Source organism: Xanthomonas sp. MLO165, assembly GCF_018831305.1.
In the GTDB taxonomy this organism is placed as follows: Bacteria; Pseudomonadota; Gammaproteobacteria; order Xanthomonadales; family Xanthomonadaceae; genus Xanthomonas; species Xanthomonas arboricola.
Genome location: NZ_CP029263.1, coordinates 1,428,949 through 1,445,541 on the forward strand (window position 1 = coordinate 1,428,949; position 16,593 = coordinate 1,445,541).

Below are 16,593 nucleotides of genomic sequence, written 5' to 3' on the forward strand. Positions count from 1 at the left end.
GGCTTGCACGCAGCCTTCACGCACTCGTCACTATGGTCGCGCGCTTTTCCGGGGGAAAGTTGCGTGATGGATGCGGAAACGGCCGTCGACAGTGCGGGGCCGCTTTCTCACGACAGCCGGCAGTGCCAGCTGTTGGTGCAGAGCGTGTCCGATTACGCGATCTACATGCTCGATACGGGCGGCCACGTGTGCAGCTGGAATCCCGGCGGCGAGCGCATCAAGGGTTACACCACCGCCGAGATCATTGGCTCGCACTTTTCGCGCTTCTATCTGCCGGAGGATGCGCAGGGCGGCGAACCTGCCCGCAATCTTGACACCGCCAGACGCGAGGGGCGTTTTGCCACCGAAGGCTGGCGGGTGCGCAAGGACGGCAGCCGCTTCTGGGCAAGCGTGGCGATCGAGCCGGTGCTGGAATTCGGTGTGTTGGTGGGGTTTGCCAAGGTCACCTGCGACATCGACCAGCGGCACCAGGCGCAGCAGCTGTTGCAGCATGCGCAGCATGCCCTGCTGCAGTCGCAGAAGGTGGACGCGCTGGGTCGCCTGACGCTTGGCATGGCGCACGATTTCAATAACCTGCTGACCGTGATGGTGACCAGCCTGGACCTGATCGCGCTGCGTGCCGGCGACGACGCGCGTACGCGCATGCTGGTGGACGCGGCGCAGACGGCAGTCGATCGGGGCACCTTGCTGACACGCCAACTGCTCGCCTTTGCGCGCGGGCAGCGGCTGATTCCCGAACGCCACGGCGCCAACGCGGTGGTGACGCGCTCGCTGGAGCTGCTGCGGCGTGCCTGTCCGGCCGGGATCGTGCTGTCGCTGGCGTTCGCCGAGCAGTTGCCCGATATCCGCGTAGACCCGGGCCAACTGGAGGCGGCCTTGCTCAATCTGGTGTTCAACAGCTGCGATGCCATGCCGGGCGGCGGCACCATCGTGCTGGAAACGGCGCTACAGCAGCGTGCTGCGCCATCCGATCCGCATGGCCGGCCGCGCGCTTACGTCAGCATTGCCGTACGCGATGACGGCCCCGGCATGTCGGCACACGTGGCGCAATGCGCCAGTGAGCCGTTTTTCACCACCAAGGACGTGGGCAAGGGTTCGGGCCTGGGATTGAGCCAGGTACACGGCTTTGCGTCCCAATCCGGTGGCTTCGTCGAGCTGGACACTGCGCCTGGCCGCGGCACCACCGTTACCCTGTTTCTCCCGGCCATCGAGGAGGCTGAGCATGACTGAATCCCTGCGTCTGTTGATGGTGGAAGATCAGCAGGAATTGCGCGAACTGATCGGCGAGGCGCTGCGCGACGCAGGCATCACCGTCGAAACCGCCGACGACGGCCACACCGCCTTGCGCATGCTGCGCGAGAACGGCCCCTACGATGTGGTCTTCAGCGACATCCGCATGCCCAACGGCATGTCGGGCATCGAACTGAGCGAACACGTGGCGCAGCTGCTGCCGCAGGCGCGGGTGATCCTGGCCTCGGGGTTTGCAAAGGCGCAATTGCCGCCGCTGCCGGCGCAGGTGGATTTCCTGCCTAAACCGTATCGCCTGCGTCAGCTGATCGATGTGTTGAAAGGCGTGGCAACCAACGCCTGAGCGTTGGCTGCGGGTGTCTTGCGCTGCAGGGGCCGTGACCGAGCGTCCTGCGCCTGCGCTGCTCAACGGCTCTGGTAATACACCTTGTCGATGGCGATCTCCACTGGCGCAGCCGGCGGATCGGCCACCAGCATGAACATCTGTTTGACCGCCTGCAGATCCAGGTCGTAGAACGCACTGAAGGGAATGCTCACCTCATGCCAGGCGCCATCGCGCACCAGGCCGTACTGATTGCCGCCCGCGACAAAATCCACCCAGCTGTCGCCAAAGCTGGTGTTGATGCCGATCTTGAAGGTCGATGGCGTGGTGGTTTTCAGGTGCAGCTTCAGCGCGCCGCCGGCATAGGCGGCCATGTTGCGATAGTCGGTCTGGATGCCCAGGCCATACCAGGCACCGGCATTGGCGCGGTAGGCCATCACGTTGCTGCCTTCGAACGGCGCCTGCGCAATCGGGGTGAGGTTGTTCCACAGATACAGCTCGGCATCCTGGCCGAAGTTGAGTCGCCCGCTGGTATCGGCCTGCTCGGTGAACACGCCGAAGCGCCCTGCGGGCGCCGCGTGTTGCGCGCCCACGTACAGCTGCGAACCGGGGTTTTGATACAGGCGGATGTAATCGATCTCCATCCTGCCCGGCAACGGCGCGGTCACCGCCGCAGGCGAGGTGATGCCGGTATAGGCGCCGCCGACGGCGAGATTGAGCAGCAGATACTGCTGCTGATGGAATTCGTGCAGCGAGGCGCCTTCGATATTGGAGATCGCAAACTCGAAGTACTGCTGGCCATCGATCGACACGCGGATGAACTGCGGGTCCCAGGTCATGCGGTACACATGGAAGTCGGCATGCAGATCCACCGGGCTGGTGTAGCTGGTGTCGTAGTCGGCCTGCTGGCCGTTGTAGTCCCAGTGCACCGCCGCGCCGATACGGCGATTGGCGGTGCCATTGGCGATCGCTGCGGCCATGCCGGCTTCCAGCAGGTCGATCTCGCCGCGACCTGGCCACACGCCGATGGTGCCCAGCATCCAGTACGCCGGCCATAGCCCGTTGCCCACGACCGGCGTCTTGATGCGCGCCTCCAGCGTGCCGTATTTGAAGTGCATGCGGCCTTCGGTCTTGAGACGCGCCGAGGTAAACGGCATGCCCTGGAACGCTTCGCGTCGCGCTTCGATCACCAGCCGGCCGTTATCGATGCGCGCGTTTTCGGCGCGGCTGGTGTAGTACTGCATCTCCCCGTTGCCCCAGCCGCACAGGCCGATCTGACAGCCGTTGCCGACGTCGTAGGTCCACTTGTTGCCGTCGATGCCGGGGCCGTTGAAATTGTCCTCCCACACCAGGGTTTGCGCGTGTGCGCCTGGTGGCATCGCCACTGCGCATAGCAAGGCGAACTGCACAGCGACACTGCGTAGCGTGTTCATTGCGTGCGTCTCCAAAAAGTGGACCGAAGTCCAGGGAGAAGTGACGCTGCGCAGCGGCTACTTCAGTGTCAAAGCAATTGTGTGGCGCGTTTCAGTTCCGTGGTGTTCATTCCGGAATCATCCATCATTGGCATGACGGCGGTCGCAGACTGCATGCGCCGGATGTTGCGTGGCAGCAGCTGGCTGCGGATGTTTCGTTGCGGGCGCGACCGCATCTGCGGCGTCCAGCTCAATGCGTTCAAGCCGGCAGATGCTTCGAGCGCCAACGCATGCACGCGTTGGCAGGCTTTGGAATGGCTACGGCGCAGGGGATGCCAACGTGGCAGGCAAGCCGCGTGCTGCGGCACATCGATGGCCTTGCGGATGCATCGGCACGATTGCCTGCGGCAGCGTTTCGCGCATGCCGCATACGCCAGACTCAATGCCCGGCGTGGACCGTCCAGGCCACCAGCCGTATCACCAACGGTCGCACCACCAGCACGCAGCAGAACGCGGTGGGCATCGCAATGCGGTAGGCATCCAGCACGCGCCACAGGTAGCCGGGGGCAAGGCCGGTATTGGCGCCGGTGATCACCAGGCACATCAGCAAGGCCATGATCGTGGCCATATAGAACGCGAACACGAACGGGGTGGTGCGCACGCCGAGTTTCCAGCGCGGGCGCAGCAATGGGGAGGAGGGGGGAGATGACGACATGCAGTGGCCTCGGTTGCCGCGGATCGGCGTGATGGGCAGCACTGTAGAGACGCCACCGCGGGCGGGGTAGATCGCGTAGCCTTGCGGCTTACGTAAGAAAAACTTACGAATCCTTTGGTAATACTCGCCTGACCAATGAACATTCTTCAGTCCATCCGTAGCTTTGTCAGTACTGTCGATGCCGGCAGCATTGCCGGAGGCGCCAAGCTGCTGGGGATCAGCGCGGCTGCGGTCAGCCAGAACATCGCGCGGCTGGAGCAGCACCTGGGCGTGCGTCTGCTGCACCGGACCACGCGCAGCCTGGCGCTGACCGAGCGCGGCACGCTGTACTTCGAGCAGGTGCGGCAGCTGGAGCGCGACCTGGAGCGCGCGCGCCAGTCGGTGGCCGGGCCGCAGCAGGCGCCGGCGGGGCGCTTGCGGGTGGCCAGCACCGCGGCCTTCGCGCGGCACGTGCTCGCCCCGATGCTGCCGGCCCTGCGTCAGCAGTACCCGCAGCTGGAGATCGAGCTGCTGTGCACCGACCGGGCGGTGCAGCACGCGCAGGAAAGCGTGGATGTCAGCCTGCGCATCGAAGCGCAGCTGGAAGACGGCCTGGTCGCACGCTGCATCGCCCAGGTGCCGCTGGTGGTGTGCGCAGCGCCCGAGTATCTGGCGCGCTGCGGGACGCCGCAGGGCACGGACGACTTGAAGTATCACGATTGCCTGCTGCTGCGTTACCCGGTCGACGGGCGCTGCCTGCCGTGGAATTTCGTGCGCAATGGCGTGCGCTTCCAGCCGGAACTGGGCAAGGCGATGGTCAGCGACGATATCGATGCGCTCGCCACCATGGCCGCGGCCGGCGGCGGCATCGCGCGCCTGGCCGCCTATGTCGTGCAGCCTTACCTGCAGCGCGGCGAGCTGCAGCCGCTGTTTGTCTCCGATCTCGGCAGCACAGCCCAGGCATTACCGGAGCCGCTGCGGATCTACCTCTGCGTCGCCGACCGCCGCGACTTCACCCCGAAGGTGCGCGCCTTCATGGAGCACGTGCTCGAACGCCTGCCGGTGCAATGGCGTACTGCCGAGCCCGCGCCGGCGCCGGCTCACGCAGCGACCGGGGTGTAGCCAGCATCTGACATCTGGAGCGCGCCTGGTTCGTGCTCTGTTCGACAGGGTGCACGCGGGCGTGACGTGCTGATGCGTGATGGATGCCACGTTGCTTGAGAGCGAACGACGCTGAAGACGCAGTTTGCGCAGTTGTCGTTCTCGACCAACGACTAAGGCGGCAGTTGATGCTGCCGCCGCCATCGCTCACTCCAGCTTGAGCATCACCACCGAGCGCGCCGGCAGCGCGACAGTCACTGCGTTGCCTTGCACGCGTGCCCCCTCGAACGCTTTGGGTTCCACCGTGCGCGGCTGCGTAAAGGTGTTGTGCGCAGTGATCGCCGGCCCGGTCAGAATCTGTCCGGTCACCCCGCGCGCCGTCAGGCCATCCACCTGCACATTGACGTTCGCGGCCGACGTCGCATCCAGATTGGTCAGGGCGATATAGACATGTCCATCCCTGGCCTTGACCGCCGAGCCGTGCACTGCGGGCACGTGGACATCGCCATGGCGATACTCGGGTGTACTTAGTTGCAACGGCAGCTGGGTGGCGTCCTGGTAGGGCTTGTACAGCGCGAACACATGGTAGGTGGGCGTCAGCACCATCTTGTCGCCGTCGGTGAGGATCATCGCCTGCAGCACGTTGACCATCTGCGCGATATTGGCCATGCGCACGCGCTCGGCATGCGCGCTGAAGATGTCGATGTTCAACGACGCCACCAGTGCATCGCGCAGCGTGTTCTGCTGATGCAGGAATCCCGGGTTCGCGTCCGGCAGCCCGGCGTACCAGGTGCCCCATTCGTCCACCACCAGTGCGACCTTCCTGCCCGGGTCGTAGCGGTCCATGATCGCGCTGTGTTTGCGGATCAGCTCGTCCATCACCAGCGTGCGCGACAGGGTGTCGATCCAGGCGGCTTCGTCGAAGTCGGTGGAGGAGGCGCGCGGCGGCCAGCCACCGGGCACGGTGTAGTAGTGCAGGCTCAGGCCGTCCATCAGCGTGCCGGCCTCGCGCATCATCACCTCGGTCCAGTGGTAATCGTCGTTGTTGGGGCCGGGCGCGATCTTGAGGATCTTCTGATTGGCCGGGGCCTTGACGAAGGTCTGGTAGCGCCGATAGACGTCGGCCGCGTATTCCACGCGCATGTTGCCGCCGCAGCCCCACAACTCGTTGCCGACGCCGAAGTAGGGCACCTGCCACGGTGCATCGCGGCCATTGGCGCGGCGTTCGTTGGCCAGGCTCGAGCGGGTCGGCGCCGTCATGTATTCGGCCCACTGCGCGATCTCGTCCGGCGCCGCATTGCCCACATTGCCGGCGATGTAGGCCTGGGTGCCGAGCAGTTCGGTGAAGTCCATGAACTCGTGCGTGCCGAAGCGGTTGGACTCTTCCACGCCGCCCCAGTGCGTGTTGACGCTGACCGGGCGCTTGGCCGGCGCACCGACGCCATCGCGCCAATGGTATTCGTCGGCAAAACAGCCGCCGGGCCAGCGGATGTTGGGCACTGCAATCGCCTTCAACGCGGCCAGCACATCGTTGCGATAGCCGCGCGTATTGGCAATCGCCGAGTCCTCGCCGACCCACACCCCGCCGTAGATGCCGGTGCCCAGATGCTCGGCGAACTGGCCGAACAGCTGCCGCGACACCTGCGCACCGGGCTGGTCCACGCGCAGCGTGCCGGTCACCTTGACCTCGGCCGCAGGGGCGGCGAGCGCGCTGGCGAGCAAGGCCGCGCCAACGACAGCCTGCAACAGCCGTCCCGGTGAGATTCGCAAAGCGGGGGAAATCCACTGCATCGGCTTGGCGCTCCTGTGCTGATCGATCGAGGTGGTCACACGCCGGTGCGGGGCGGGCGCGTCGCTAGCCTAGTGCCTGCAATGGCAGGTTGTCGCTGCATCACGATCAATCAGCCAGGGCTGGCGTAGGTCTCGCCGACACGATCATCGCATCGCACGCCAGGATGTGCGCCGGGGCATGGTCGGCGACCGCGCTCCCCCGCTATGCTCGCCAGCTTCCAGTATCGGCAGGACGATCCATGCAGCGAGTGTTCGGGCAGTTGCCAGACGGTGTCGAAGTCCACGCGCTCACGCTGCGCAGCACTGCCGGGCTGGAGGCGGAGGTGCTCACCTATGGCGGCATCCTGCATGCGCTGCGGCTGACCACCGAGCATGGGGTGGTGCCGCTGCTGCTGGCATTGCCGGATCTGCCGGCCTACGCCGCCGATGGCGACAGCCTCAACATCCTGGTCGGCCGCTTCGGCAACCGCATCGCCGGCGCGCGCTACACGCTGGATGGGGTCACCCACACGCTGGCCGCCAACGAAGGGCGCAACCAGTTGCACGGCGGCCTGCGCGGCTTCGGTCGGCGCGTGTGGAGCGTGCTGGAGCAGGCACCGGATCAGGTACTGCTCGGTTACGACTCGCCCGATGGCGAAGAAGGCTATCCCGGCAATCTGCAGGTGCGTGCGCGGCTGCAGCTGCAAGGACGCAGCCTGCAGCTGGACTTCGAGGCGCACTGCGATGCCGCCACCGCGTTGAACCTCACCCATCACCCGTACTTCAACCTATCCGGCAACCCGCATCGGCGCGCCGCGCTGCAGGTGCTGCGGGTGCCGGCCGATCGCTATCTGCCGGTGGATGCCGAATCGATTCCGACCGGCGAAATCGCCTCGGTCGCCGGCACGCCGTTCGATTTCCGCCATGCTGCCGCGTTGGCCGACAAAAGCGATCCGTCGCACCCGCAGGTGGTGCTCGGCAAGGGCTACGACCAATGCCTGGTGCTGGCCGCCGGGGCCGATTGCGTTGCCGAGTTGTACTCGCCGCACAGTGGCGTGGCGCTGCGCATCAGCAGCGACGCACCGGCGGTGCAACTCTACGAAGGCCAGCATCTGGACGACCACCATCCCGGACTCGGCCGCGGCGTCTGCCTGGAGCCGCAGGACTACCCGGACGCGCCCAACCACCCCAATTTCCCGTCGACGATCCTGCGGCCCGGGCAGGTCTACCGCCGCCGCATCGCCTATCGCTTCGCCAGCCCGGGGCCGGATCAGCCGTGGGCGGCGGTGAGCGCTGCGCTGGACGCCTGAGCGCGGGCGGTGTGGCGGCGGCGGGGCCTGGACGGGCCTGGAGCCAACGCGATCAGCGCGGCCCCAGCACCAGTTCGATCACGAACTTGCTGCCGAAGAACGACAACACCAGCAGCGCCATCGCGGTCAGCGTCCAGTGCACCGCTTTGGTGCCGCGCCAGCCATTGCGCCAGCGCCCGATCAGCAGCGCACCGAACACGATCCACGACAGGATGCTGAGTACGGTCTTGTGCAGCAGCCGCTGCGCCAGGAAGTCCTGCACGAACAGCAGGCCGGTCAGCAGGGTCAGGCTCAACAGCACGAAGCCGACGGTGATCGTGCGGAACAGCAGCGTCTCCAGCTCGGTCAACGGCGGCAGCGCGCGCAGCCAGGTATGGAAGTCGCGCCGGCGCAGGGCGCGCTCCTGCAGCCACAGCATGATCGCCAGCAACGCGGCGATGCCCAACGTGGCGTAGGCCAGCAGCGCCATCCACGCGTGCAGTTCCAGCCGCCAGCCCAGGTCCGAGCTCGGTTCGTGGCCGTAAGCGTGATAGCAGGCCAGCAGGATTGCCGACAGCGGGAACACCACCACGCCCACCGCCGCCATGCGCCCGCGCGCGCCGAACACCGCCGTCAGCGCGGCCATGCCCAGGCCGCACAGCGATAGCGCCGCGAAGAAATGCATGTCCGGCCCGCCGGCGGTGCGCAGCGCCACTAGCACGTGGTACCCGGCGTGCAGCGCCACGGCCGCCAGTGCCGGGATCAGCCAGCGTGCAGGCGCCTGGTTGCCATCGCGCAGCACCGAGCGGGTGAGCAGTGCCGTGGCCAGCAGATACAAGGCGAACGCGATGAGAACGATTGTCATCGTGGAAGTTTCGCATATTGGGGGATGGGAATCGGGAATCGGGAATCGGGAATCGGGAATCGGGAATCGGGAATCGGGAAAGCAGTTGCGAGCTGCGGGGCTGGAGGTGGGCTGGCGTGCTGGGGGCGGAGCGCGAGCGGGCAGGGGCTACCTGCTGGCACCGCAGTTGCCGTTCCCGTCCTGGCGCTGCTGCGCTGGTTGGCCGTGCGCGTTGCTGCGCGTTGGTGAAGCTGCTTGCGGGTCGGCTTCGCCGGTCGGGCGCTGGCGGCCGCCGGGGCGGCCGGCTGGCCGGTGCCGCTATAATCGACGCCCGTTTCCCCTCACGCGGTCCCTTGCGCATGTTCGAGTCCCTTACCCAACGTCTCTCCGGCACCATGGAGCGCCTGCGCGGCCGCGGCCGCCTGACCGAGGAGAACATCCGCGAAGCCACCCGTGAAGTGCGCATCGCGTTGCTCGAAGCCGACGTGGCGCTGCCGGTGGTACAGGCGCTGATCGAGCGCATCAAGGTGCGCGCGGTCGGTCAGGAAGTGCTCAAGTCGCTGACCCCGGGCCAGGCGCTGATCAAGATCGTCCGCGACGAGTTGACCGCTGTGATGGGCGCGGCCGCCACCGACCTCAACCTCAACGTGCCGGCGCCGGCGATCATCCTGATGGCCGGCCTGCAGGGCGCGGGCAAGACCACCACGGTCGGCAAGCTCGCCAAGCACCTGAAGGAAAAGCGCAAGAAGAAGGTCATGGTGGTCTCGGCCGACGTCTACCGTCCGGCCGCGATCGAGCAGCTCAAGACCCTGGCCGAGCAGGTCGGCGTGCTGTTCTTCCCCTCCGACGCCTCGCAGAAGCCGGTCGACATCGTGCGCGCCGCCATCAGCGATGCGCGCAAGTCGTTCGCCGACGTGCTGCTGGTCGATACCGCCGGCCGCCTGGCCATCGATGCGGCGATGATGGAGGAGATCAAGGCGCTGCACGCCGCGGTCAACCCGACCGAAACCCTGTTCGTGGTCGATGCGATGACCGGCCAGGACGCGGCCAACACCGCCAAGGCCTTCGGCGAGGCGCTGCCGCTGACCGGCGTAGTGCTGACCAAGACCGACGGCGACGCCCGTGGCGGCGCCGCGCTGAGCGTGCGCTACATCACCGGCAAGCCGATCAAGTTCGTCGGTACCGGCGAAAAGACCGACGGCCTGGACGTGTTCCATCCCGACCGCGTCGCCAGCCGCATCCTGGACATGGGCGACGTGCTGTCGCTGGTGGAACAGGTCGAGCACAGCGTCGACCAGGAAAAGGCCGCCAAGCTCGCCGCCAAGGTCGCCAAGGGCAAGAAGTTCGACCTCAACGACATGAAGGAACAGCTCGAGCAGATGCAGAACATGGGCGGCATCCATGGGCTGATGGACAAGCTGCCGGGCATGGGCCAGATCCCGGACAACGTCAAGCAGCAGGTCACCGGCAAGGAAGTGCCGCGCATGATCGCGATCATCAATTCGATGACCAAGAAGGAGCGCCGCAACCCGGCCCTGCTCAACGGCTCGCGCCGCGCCCGCATCGCCCGCGGCTCCGGCATGCAGCCGGCCGACGTCAACAAGCTGATGAAGCAGTATCAGCAGATGGAAAAGATGATGGGCAAGCTGGCCGGCGGTGGCATGAAGGGCCTGATGCGCAACATGAAGGGCATGATGGGCGCCATGGGCGGCCGCGGCGGCATGCCGTTCCGTTGAGTTTCAATCGGCGACGCGCGCGGTAAGTCCTTCGACAGGCACGCGTGGCGTTGAACTCGCGCACAACGCGTCATCACTTTAGGCCGCGCACGATGGGTTCGTTTTCGCAGATCGACGCCTTCCAGCAGCGTTTTGGTTTAGGCCTTCCCATCCTGCTCAGCCCCATGGCCGGTGCCTGCCCGGTGCCGTTGTCGGCGGCGGTTGCCGAGGCCGGCGGCATGGGCGCGATGGGTGCGGTGTTGTCGCAACCGCAGGACATCGTGGCGTGGATGGCGGCGTTTCGCGGCGCGAGCGCCGGGCCCGCCCAGGTCAATCTGTGGATTCCCGATCCGGCCCCTGTGCGCGACGCCGCGGCAGAGGCGCGCGTGCGTGCGTTTGTGTCGCAGTGGGGGCCGCCGGTTCCCGAGGATGCGGGCGACGCAACACCGGCCGACTTCGATGCCCAGTTCGACGCCTTGCTCGCCGCACGGCCCGCCGTCGCCTCATCGATCATGGGCGTGTTTCGGCCCGATCAGGTTGCGCGGCTGAAAAGCGCCGGCATCGCCTGGTTCGCCTGCGCCACCACGCTGGACGAAGCGCGTGCGGCCCAGGCGGCCGGTGCCGATGCGGTGGTTGCGCAGGGCGCCGAGGCCGGTGGGCATCGTGGTGCATTCGATGCCGGTCGCGCCGAGCGGCAGATGACCGGGTTGTTCGCCTTGTTGCCACGATTGGTCGATCACCTGGATCTTCCGGTGATCGCCGCAGGCGGCATCGCCGATGCGCGCGGCATTGCCGCGGCGCTGACGCTGGGTGCGAGCGCCGTGCAGATCGGTACCGGCCTGCTGCGCACGCCCGAGGCGGCGCTGCCCAGTGCCTGGGCGGACGCGCTGGCCCAGGCCGAGCCGGAACAGACCCAGCCGACCCGTGCATTTTCCGGCCGGCTGGGGCGTGCGCTCGCCACGCACTATGTGCGTGCTGCCATTGCGGCCGAGGCGCCGGTGCCGGCGCCGTATCCGGTGCAGCGCGCGCTGACCGCGCCGATGCGTCAGGCCGCCGCGCGCGACAACCGCCTGGACGCCATGCAGGCCTGGGCCGGCCAATCGGCCTGGATGGCACCTGCCCAGCCTGCCGCGCAATTGCTAACCCAGTGGTGGGCTGAGGCACAGGCGCTGTTGTGCCGCTGATCTTCTGCAACGGCGCAGTGGCGACAGCGCAGCAGTTGGGCGCGGCCGCATTGATCAATTACGGCCACTTCACCACGCTGCAGGTGCGCGGCGGTGCGGTACGCGGGCTGGACCTGCATCTGCAACGACTGCAACACGACGGCGCTGCCTTGTTCGGTGCATCGATCGATGAGGTATCCCTGCGCGCCCAGTTGCGCGCTGCGTTGTCGGCTGCGAACTGCGAAGACGCCAGCGTGCGCATCACCGTGTTTGCGCAGGATTTCGACCTGCGCGATCCATTGCGCCAGCTTGCGCTCGATGTGCTGATCTCCATAGCGCCCGCAGCCCGGATGCCAACCACCGCGCTGCGCGTGCAGCCGGTCCTTCATGTGCGCGAGCAACCCCGGCACAAGCATGTCGGCACCTTCGCGCTGCTGCATCTGCGTCGCCAGGCCATGGCGGCCGGTTACGACGACGCATTGCTGATCGACGCGCAGGCGCATCTGCTGGAGGGCGCCTTCTGGAATCTGGGCGTGTGGCAGCAGGGCAGGGTGGTGTGGCCGCAAGGGCCGGCGCTGCCCGGCACCCAGCAGCGTCTGCTGCAGGCCGGACTGCAGACGCTCGGTATCCAGCAGGAGTTTCGCCCGGTCATGCTGAGCGAGCTTGGCGGCTTCGATAGCGCCTTCAGCTGCAACGCGCGCGGTCAGCAGGCGATCGTGCAAGCCGGCGCGGCGTCATGGCCAGCACAGGCCGCGCAGCTGCCATTGCTGGAACAAGCCCTGCAGACTCAGGCCTGGCAGGGGATCTGAGCGATTCCGGGGTGACTTGGCTTCGCCGCCGGAGCCCGCTATAATCGCCGGCTTACCGCGCCATTCTGGCGACTGGGCAACTCAGGAAAACGACACCATGGTCAAGATTCGACTGACCCGCGGCGGCGCCAAGAAGCGTCCGTTCTACCACATCATCGTGACCGACGTGCGCAGCGCGCGCGACGGCCGCAACATCGAGCGTCTGGGTTATTACAACCCGGTTGCGCAGGGCGCCGAACCGCGCGTCGTGCTGGACGTTGCACGCGTCGACCATTGGGTCGGCCAGGGCGCTCAGCTGACCGACAAGGTGCGCAACCTGTATCGCGAAGCATCCAAGTCCCAGGCCGCTGCGGCCTGATCCTGGAGGGCCGGGCGCCAGCGCCTGGCCCAGAGTCGACGCAGATGAAGCCGACCGAGCGCCGCATCCTGTTAGGCAGGATTGTCGGCGCTTTTGGTGTCAAGGGCGAGCTCAAGCTCGAATCCTGGACCGAGCCGCGCAGTGCGATCTTCCGGTATCAGCCGTGGATCGTGCGGACGCCCTCGGGGCAGGAATCAGTCGTGAGCGGCGTACGTGGGCGCGATCAGGGCAAGAATCTGATTGCGGTGTTCCCCGACGTCACCGACCGCGACACCGTCGAGGCCATGCACGGAACCGAGATTTACGTCGCGCGCAGCGTGCTGCCGCCACCCAAGCCCGATGAATATTACTGGGTGGATCTGGAAGAGCTGCAGGTGGAAACCGTCGAAGGCGTCAAGCTCGGCACGGTGTCGCACCTGTTTTCCACCGGCTCCAACGACGTGATGGTGGTGCGCGGCGATCGCGAGCGGCTGGTGCCGTTCGTGCTGCCGGATTTCGTCAAGTCGGTCGACTTCGAAGCCAACCTGATCGTGGTGGACTGGGATCCGGATTTCTGACCGGAATGGCGCATCGCGCCGCTCCGCTATTGCTTTCCCCATTCCCACTTCCGATTCCCCAGTGCGCATCGACGTCATCAGCCTGTTCCCCGAGTTCATCGCGCAATGCGCGGCGTTCGGTGTGGTCGGGCGGGCGCAGGAGCGTGGCTTGCTGGAATTGCAGGGCTGGAATCCACGCGAGCATGCGCAGGGCAATTACCGCCGGGTGGACGATCGTCCGTTCGGCGGCGGGCCCGGCATGGTGATGTTGATCGAGCCGTTGCGGGCCTGTCTGGACGCGGTGCAAGCGGCAGACGCGCGTCCGGCGCCGGTGATCTATCTCAGCCCGCAGGGGCGGCCTCTCACCCAGCCGCTCGCTCGCGAGCTGGCGCAGTTGCCACGCATGGTGTTGCTGTGCGGGCGCTACGAAGGCGTGGACGAGCGCTTTCTGGCGCAGGCGGTGGATATGGAAATCTCCATCGGCGACTACGTGTTGTCCGGTGGCGAGCTTGGCGCGGCGGTGCTGGTGGATGTGGTGACGCGGTTGCAGGAGGGTGTGTTGAACGACGCCGAATCCGCAGCCCAGGACAGTTTCGAAGGCCCGCAAGGCCTGCTCGACTGCCCGCACTACAGCCATCCATCGACCCATGACTGGGGCGATGTGCCGGAGGTATTGCGCTCGGGCAATCACGCTGCAATTGCGCGCTGGCGTCGGCAGCAGTCGCTGGGCCGGACCTGGTTACGTCGCCCGGACCTGCTCGATGAGGCCGGGTTGGACAAGAACGATCGCCGTCTGCTGGACGAGTTTCGCCGCGAACTCGCCCCGGGCGACGAGAAATAAGGGCTCACCCCTAGCTCTTGCACTATCGATTGGGGTACAATATGCGGCTTGCTGGCCAGCCTTGCGTCTGGCCCTCCTACGAACCTCGAGCAATCGCCGTGCGGCGACTGCCGGTCCAATATCACCAGACACGCGGTGCCCATCATGAGCAAACTCAACAAGACCATCCTGGCTGACTTCGAAGCCGCCCAGATTCAGCGCAAGCTTCCCGAGTTCAACCAGGGCGACACCGTCGTGGTGAACGTCAAGGTGAAGGAAGGCAACCGCGAGCGCGTGCAGGCCTATGAGGGCGTCGTGATCGGTACCAAGAACGCCGGCCTGAACTCCGCGTTCACCGTGCGCAAGATCTCGCACGGCTTCGGCGTCGAGCGCGTGTTCCAGACCCACAGCGCCATCATCGACTCGGTCGAAGTGAAGCGTCGCGGTAAGGTGCGCGCCGGCAAGCTGTACTACCTGCGTGGTCTGGAAGGCAAGGCTGCCCGCATCAAGGAAGATCTGGCCGCCGCTGCACAGGCCAAGGCCGCTCGCCAGGCTGCTGCCAAGGCTGAGTAAGTCACTGGCAGGCTGGTCCTGCTGTTGCCAGACGGCCGCCTTCGGGCGGCCGTTTGCGTTGTGGGGATTGGGGAATCGGGATTGGGGATTCGCCGGTTGTGCGTACGCGATGCTCATCGGTTTACACGTGAGCGCGCGGCTGCTGCGCAGTGGGCGGGATGTCTTTTCGTCGTGACTCGGCGAGCGATGGCCTCGGTCGGCTGGGCCGATCACTCAAGAAATCCCTGCGCGCTGTCTTGATCATTTCAATACAGTGTCTGGCTCCTGCTTTCGCGTGATGTCGGCCGGTGTGGCAGCGTGCCGCCTGGTGCCAGCCGATGTCAGTGCCGGCGGGGCTGTGGCGCGCCTGCGATCGGCGCGGTATCGGCGACCGGCGAGGCCGGATGTGCCGGCACTTCTGCGGCGGCGGCCAGTTCGGCAGGATCTGCCGGCGTGGTCAGCATGCGTGCCTTGCGCCAGCCGCCCCAGCGGTAATACGCCAGCGACAGCAGCATCGAACACAGCGAACTGATCGGAAGACTCCACCAGATGCCATCGGCTCCCAGATGCGGAATCAAGGCGTTTGCCAGCGGCACGCGCACGCCCCACAGACCGAATGCCAGGATCAGCAGCGGCGGGATCACCGCACCGGTGGCCCGCACCACGCCGGAAACCACAAAGCTCACGCCGAACAGCAGGAACGACCAGATTCCGATGTGGTTGAGATGCCGCGCGACCTCCAGTGTCGGGCTGTCGGACGGCAGGAACAGCGCCAGTGTCCAGCGATCGAACACGATCAGCAGCCCGATCAGCACGCCGGTCATCAGGAAGTTGGCAGCGATGCCGGTGCGTGCGGTCGCATCCACGCGTGTCCACAATCCCGCGCCCACGTTCTGCGCGGCCATCGTCGAACACGCCGCACCCAGCGCCATCGCCGGCATCTGCACATAGGTCCACAGCTGCAACGCGGCGCCGTAGGCGGCTGCGGTGTCGGTGCCGAAGCCGTTCACCAGCGTCATCATCGCGATCATGGCCAGCGAGATCAGCACCATCTGCAGGCCCATCGGCACGCCTTTGACGATGAGCGCGCGCAGGATCGTCGGCGCGATGCGGAACAGGTGCAGATCGGCGCGGTCCAGCCACAGCACATGGCGTTTGCTGCGCAGATACAGCAGCAAACCGCCCAGTGCCACCGCCTGCGCCAGCAAGGTGGCCCAGGCCGCGCCGGCGATGCCCAGCGCCGGGAACGGGCCCAGGCCGAAGATCAGCAGCGGGTTGAACACGATGTCCAGCACCACCGACACCAGCAAGAAGCGGAATGGCGTGCGGGCATCGCCGGTACCGCGCAGTGCCGCCGACAGGAACGCAAACACATAGATCAGCGGCATCGCCAGGAAGATCACCCGCAGATACTCCTCGGCCAGTGTCTGCGACGCCGGTGGCGTGCCCATGGCGGTCAACAGATGCGGGGCCAGAAACCAGCCCAGCACCGCGATCAGCGCCGACAGCCCGCCAAAGAAACTGGCACTGGTGCCCATGACCTTGCGCGCCTGCGCGATGTCGCGCGCACCCATTGCCTGGCCGATCAGGATGGTCGAGGCCATGCCGATGCCGAACACCGAGCCGATCAGGAAGAACATGATGCTGTTGGCGTTGGCCGCCGCAGTCAGCGCCGCCTCGCCGAGGTAGCGGCCCACCCAGATCGCATTGATCGAGCCATTGAGCGATTGCGCGATGTTCCCGGCAAGGATCGGCATCGCGAACAGCAGCAGATTCTTGCCGATCGGGCCTTCGGTCAGGACAGCGGATTTGGGCATCGCAGGCGCGCCGTGGTGCGGAAGCTGCGAACACTAGCATTGGCAGGTGTGACGCGTGCTGTCGCCAGGCCGATGACACGACGCACGCTGTGCGGATCAGTCTGTATGAGTCAGCCAGCGTGTGGAAGGAAGGCTGTACTTGG

Annotated in this window: 17 protein-coding genes; 11 read left to right on the forward strand and 6 right to left on the reverse strand. The window is 66.3% G+C overall.

Annotated elements, in window-relative coordinates:
* Positions 1-66 precede the first annotated feature (66 nt).
* Together DGN21_RS06175 and DGN21_RS06180 are read left to right on the forward strand one after the other, a co-directional pair.
* Positions 67-1,230 (forward strand): PAS domain-containing sensor histidine kinase, encoded by a 1,164-nt coding sequence (locus tag DGN21_RS06175; RefSeq protein WP_046342045.1) that lies wholly within the window; start codon positions 67-69, stop codon positions 1,228-1,230.
* Positions 1,223-1,591: a response regulator gene (locus DGN21_RS06180; RefSeq protein ID WP_102581770.1), complete on the forward strand. Its 369-nt coding sequence runs from the start codon at positions 1,223-1,225 to the stop codon at positions 1,589-1,591. Before DGN21_RS06175 ends, DGN21_RS06180 begins: the two co-directional genes overlap by 8 nt.
* 62 nt (positions 1,592-1,653) lie before the next feature.
* On the opposite strand, the gene DGN21_RS06185 is transcribed toward DGN21_RS06180, so the two are convergent.
* The 3 genes from DGN21_RS06185 to DGN21_RS06195 form a co-directional block, all read right to left on the reverse strand.
* The gene (locus DGN21_RS06185; protein ID WP_126965691.1) at positions 1,654-3,003 is read right to left on the reverse strand and encodes a glycoside hydrolase family 16 protein; all 1,350 of its coding nucleotides are present in this window, start codon (positions 3,001-3,003) and stop codon (positions 1,654-1,656) included.
* 68 nt (positions 3,004-3,071) lie between these two features.
* A complete protein-coding gene (locus DGN21_RS06190; RefSeq protein ID WP_126965692.1) occupies positions 3,072-3,425 on the reverse strand; it encodes a hypothetical protein in 354 nt (117 codons plus the stop codon).
* Entirely contained in the window at positions 3,422-3,697 is a 276-nt protein-coding gene (locus DGN21_RS06195; RefSeq protein ID WP_126965693.1) for a DUF2798 domain-containing protein, read from the reverse strand. The genes DGN21_RS06190 and DGN21_RS06195 overlap by 4 nt, the downstream gene beginning before the upstream one ends.
* A 135-nt stretch (positions 3,698-3,832) precedes the next feature.
* Here DGN21_RS06195 and DGN21_RS06200 point away from each other — a divergent pair, with 135 nt between their 5' ends.
* Entirely contained in the window at positions 3,833-4,798 is a 966-nt protein-coding gene (locus tag DGN21_RS06200) for a LysR family transcriptional regulator (protein ID WP_126965694.1), read from the forward strand.
* A gap of 186 nt (positions 4,799-4,984) precedes the next feature.
* Here the strand turns inward: DGN21_RS06200 and DGN21_RS06205 are convergent, their stop codons facing one another.
* Positions 4,985-6,568, reverse strand: coding sequence for an alpha-L-arabinofuranosidase C-terminal domain-containing protein (locus tag DGN21_RS06205; protein ID WP_160954603.1), 1,584 nt, complete (start codon positions 6,566-6,568; stop codon positions 4,985-4,987).
* 239 nt (positions 6,569-6,807) lie between these two features.
* Here DGN21_RS06205 and DGN21_RS06210 point away from each other — a divergent pair, with 239 nt between their 5' ends.
* Positions 6,808-7,857, forward strand: coding sequence for an aldose epimerase family protein (locus DGN21_RS06210; protein WP_126965695.1), 1,050 nt, complete (start codon positions 6,808-6,810; stop codon positions 7,855-7,857).
* Between the two features lie 52 nt (positions 7,858-7,909).
* On the opposite strand, the gene ccsA is transcribed toward DGN21_RS06210, so the two are convergent.
* Complete coding sequence (ccsA, locus tag DGN21_RS06215) at positions 7,910-8,701, reverse strand: cytochrome c biogenesis protein CcsA (protein WP_016901491.1); 792 nt, start codon at positions 8,699-8,701, stop codon at positions 7,910-7,912.
* A 338-nt stretch (positions 8,702-9,039) separates the two neighbouring features.
* Between ccsA and ffh the strand changes: the two genes are divergently transcribed.
* From ffh to rplS, 7 genes are all read left to right on the forward strand, one after another.
* On the forward strand, positions 9,040-10,416 hold the full coding sequence (gene ffh / locus DGN21_RS06220) for a signal recognition particle protein (protein ID WP_016901489.1): 1,377 nt from the start codon (positions 9,040-9,042) through the stop codon (positions 10,414-10,416).
* Between the two features lie 92 nt (positions 10,417-10,508).
* The gene (locus tag DGN21_RS06225) at positions 10,509-11,579 is read left to right on the forward strand and encodes a nitronate monooxygenase (protein WP_126965696.1); all 1,071 of its coding nucleotides are present in this window, start codon (positions 10,509-10,511) and stop codon (positions 11,577-11,579) included.
* Positions 11,570-12,367: an aminotransferase class IV family protein gene (locus DGN21_RS06230; RefSeq protein WP_215825156.1), complete on the forward strand. Its 798-nt coding sequence runs from the start codon at positions 11,570-11,572 to the stop codon at positions 12,365-12,367. The genes DGN21_RS06225 and DGN21_RS06230 overlap by 10 nt, the downstream gene beginning before the upstream one ends.
* 97 nt (positions 12,368-12,464) lie before the next feature.
* On the forward strand, positions 12,465-12,725 hold the full coding sequence (rpsP, locus tag DGN21_RS06235; RefSeq protein ID WP_011036396.1) for a 30S ribosomal protein S16: 261 nt from the start codon (positions 12,465-12,467) through the stop codon (positions 12,723-12,725).
* Positions 12,726-12,769: 44 nt separating this feature from the next.
* On the forward strand, positions 12,770-13,282 hold the full coding sequence (gene rimM, locus DGN21_RS06240; protein ID WP_016901486.1) for a ribosome maturation factor RimM: 513 nt from the start codon (positions 12,770-12,772) through the stop codon (positions 13,280-13,282).
* A gap of 61 nt (positions 13,283-13,343) precedes the next feature.
* Positions 13,344-14,102, forward strand: a complete 759-nt coding sequence (trmD, locus tag DGN21_RS06245) for a tRNA (guanosine(37)-N1)-methyltransferase TrmD (RefSeq protein WP_039520068.1) — start codon at positions 13,344-13,346, stop codon at positions 14,100-14,102.
* A 144-nt stretch (positions 14,103-14,246) separates the two neighbouring features.
* Positions 14,247-14,654 carry a 50S ribosomal protein L19 gene (rplS, locus tag DGN21_RS06250; protein WP_005989873.1) on the forward strand — a complete coding sequence of 136 codons (408 nt, stop codon included), beginning with the start codon at positions 14,247-14,249 and terminating at the stop codon, positions 14,652-14,654.
* Between the two features lie 320 nt (positions 14,655-14,974).
* On the opposite strand, the gene DGN21_RS06255 is transcribed toward rplS, so the two are convergent.
* The gene (locus DGN21_RS06255; RefSeq protein WP_215825157.1) at positions 14,975-16,450 is read right to left on the reverse strand and encodes an MATE family efflux transporter; all 1,476 of its coding nucleotides are present in this window, start codon (positions 16,448-16,450) and stop codon (positions 14,975-14,977) included.
* Positions 16,451-16,593 lie beyond the last annotated feature (143 nt).

Bases quoted from the DNA above. Each gene is read 5' to 3' on its own strand.
- DGN21_RS06175 (WP_046342045.1), top strand. From the start codon at position 67: ATGGATGCGGAAACGGCCGTCGACAGTGCGGGGCCGCTTTCTCACGAC.
- DGN21_RS06180 (WP_102581770.1), top strand. From the start codon at position 1,223: ATGACTGAATCCCTGCGTCTGTTGATGGTGGAAGATCAGCAGGAATTG.
- DGN21_RS06185 (WP_126965691.1), bottom strand. From the start codon at position 3,003: ATGAACACGCTACGCAGTGTCGCTGTGCAGTTCGCCTTGCTATGCGCA.
- DGN21_RS06195 (WP_126965693.1), bottom strand. From the start codon at position 3,697: ATGTCGTCATCTCCCCCCTCCTCCCCATTGCTGCGCCCGCGCTGGAAA.
- DGN21_RS06200 (WP_126965694.1), top strand. From the start codon at position 3,833: ATGAACATTCTTCAGTCCATCCGTAGCTTTGTCAGTACTGTCGATGCC.
- DGN21_RS06205 (WP_160954603.1), bottom strand. From the start codon at position 6,568: ATGCAGTGGATTTCCCCCGCTTTGCGAATCTCACCGGGACGGCTGTTG.
- DGN21_RS06210 (WP_126965695.1), top strand. From the start codon at position 6,808: ATGCAGCGAGTGTTCGGGCAGTTGCCAGACGGTGTCGAAGTCCACGCG.
- ccsA (WP_016901491.1), bottom strand. From the start codon at position 8,701: ATGACAATCGTTCTCATCGCGTTCGCCTTGTATCTGCTGGCCACGGCA.
- ffh (WP_016901489.1), top strand. From the start codon at position 9,040: ATGTTCGAGTCCCTTACCCAACGTCTCTCCGGCACCATGGAGCGCCTG.
- DGN21_RS06225 (WP_126965696.1), top strand. From the start codon at position 10,509: ATGGGTTCGTTTTCGCAGATCGACGCCTTCCAGCAGCGTTTTGGTTTA.
- rpsP (WP_011036396.1), top strand. From the start codon at position 12,465: ATGGTCAAGATTCGACTGACCCGCGGCGGCGCCAAGAAGCGTCCGTTC.
- rimM (WP_016901486.1), top strand. From the start codon at position 12,770: ATGAAGCCGACCGAGCGCCGCATCCTGTTAGGCAGGATTGTCGGCGCT.
- rplS (WP_005989873.1), top strand. From the start codon at position 14,247: ATGAGCAAACTCAACAAGACCATCCTGGCTGACTTCGAAGCCGCCCAG.
- DGN21_RS06255 (WP_215825157.1), bottom strand. From the start codon at position 16,450: ATGCCCAAATCCGCTGTCCTGACCGAAGGCCCGATCGGCAAGAATCTG.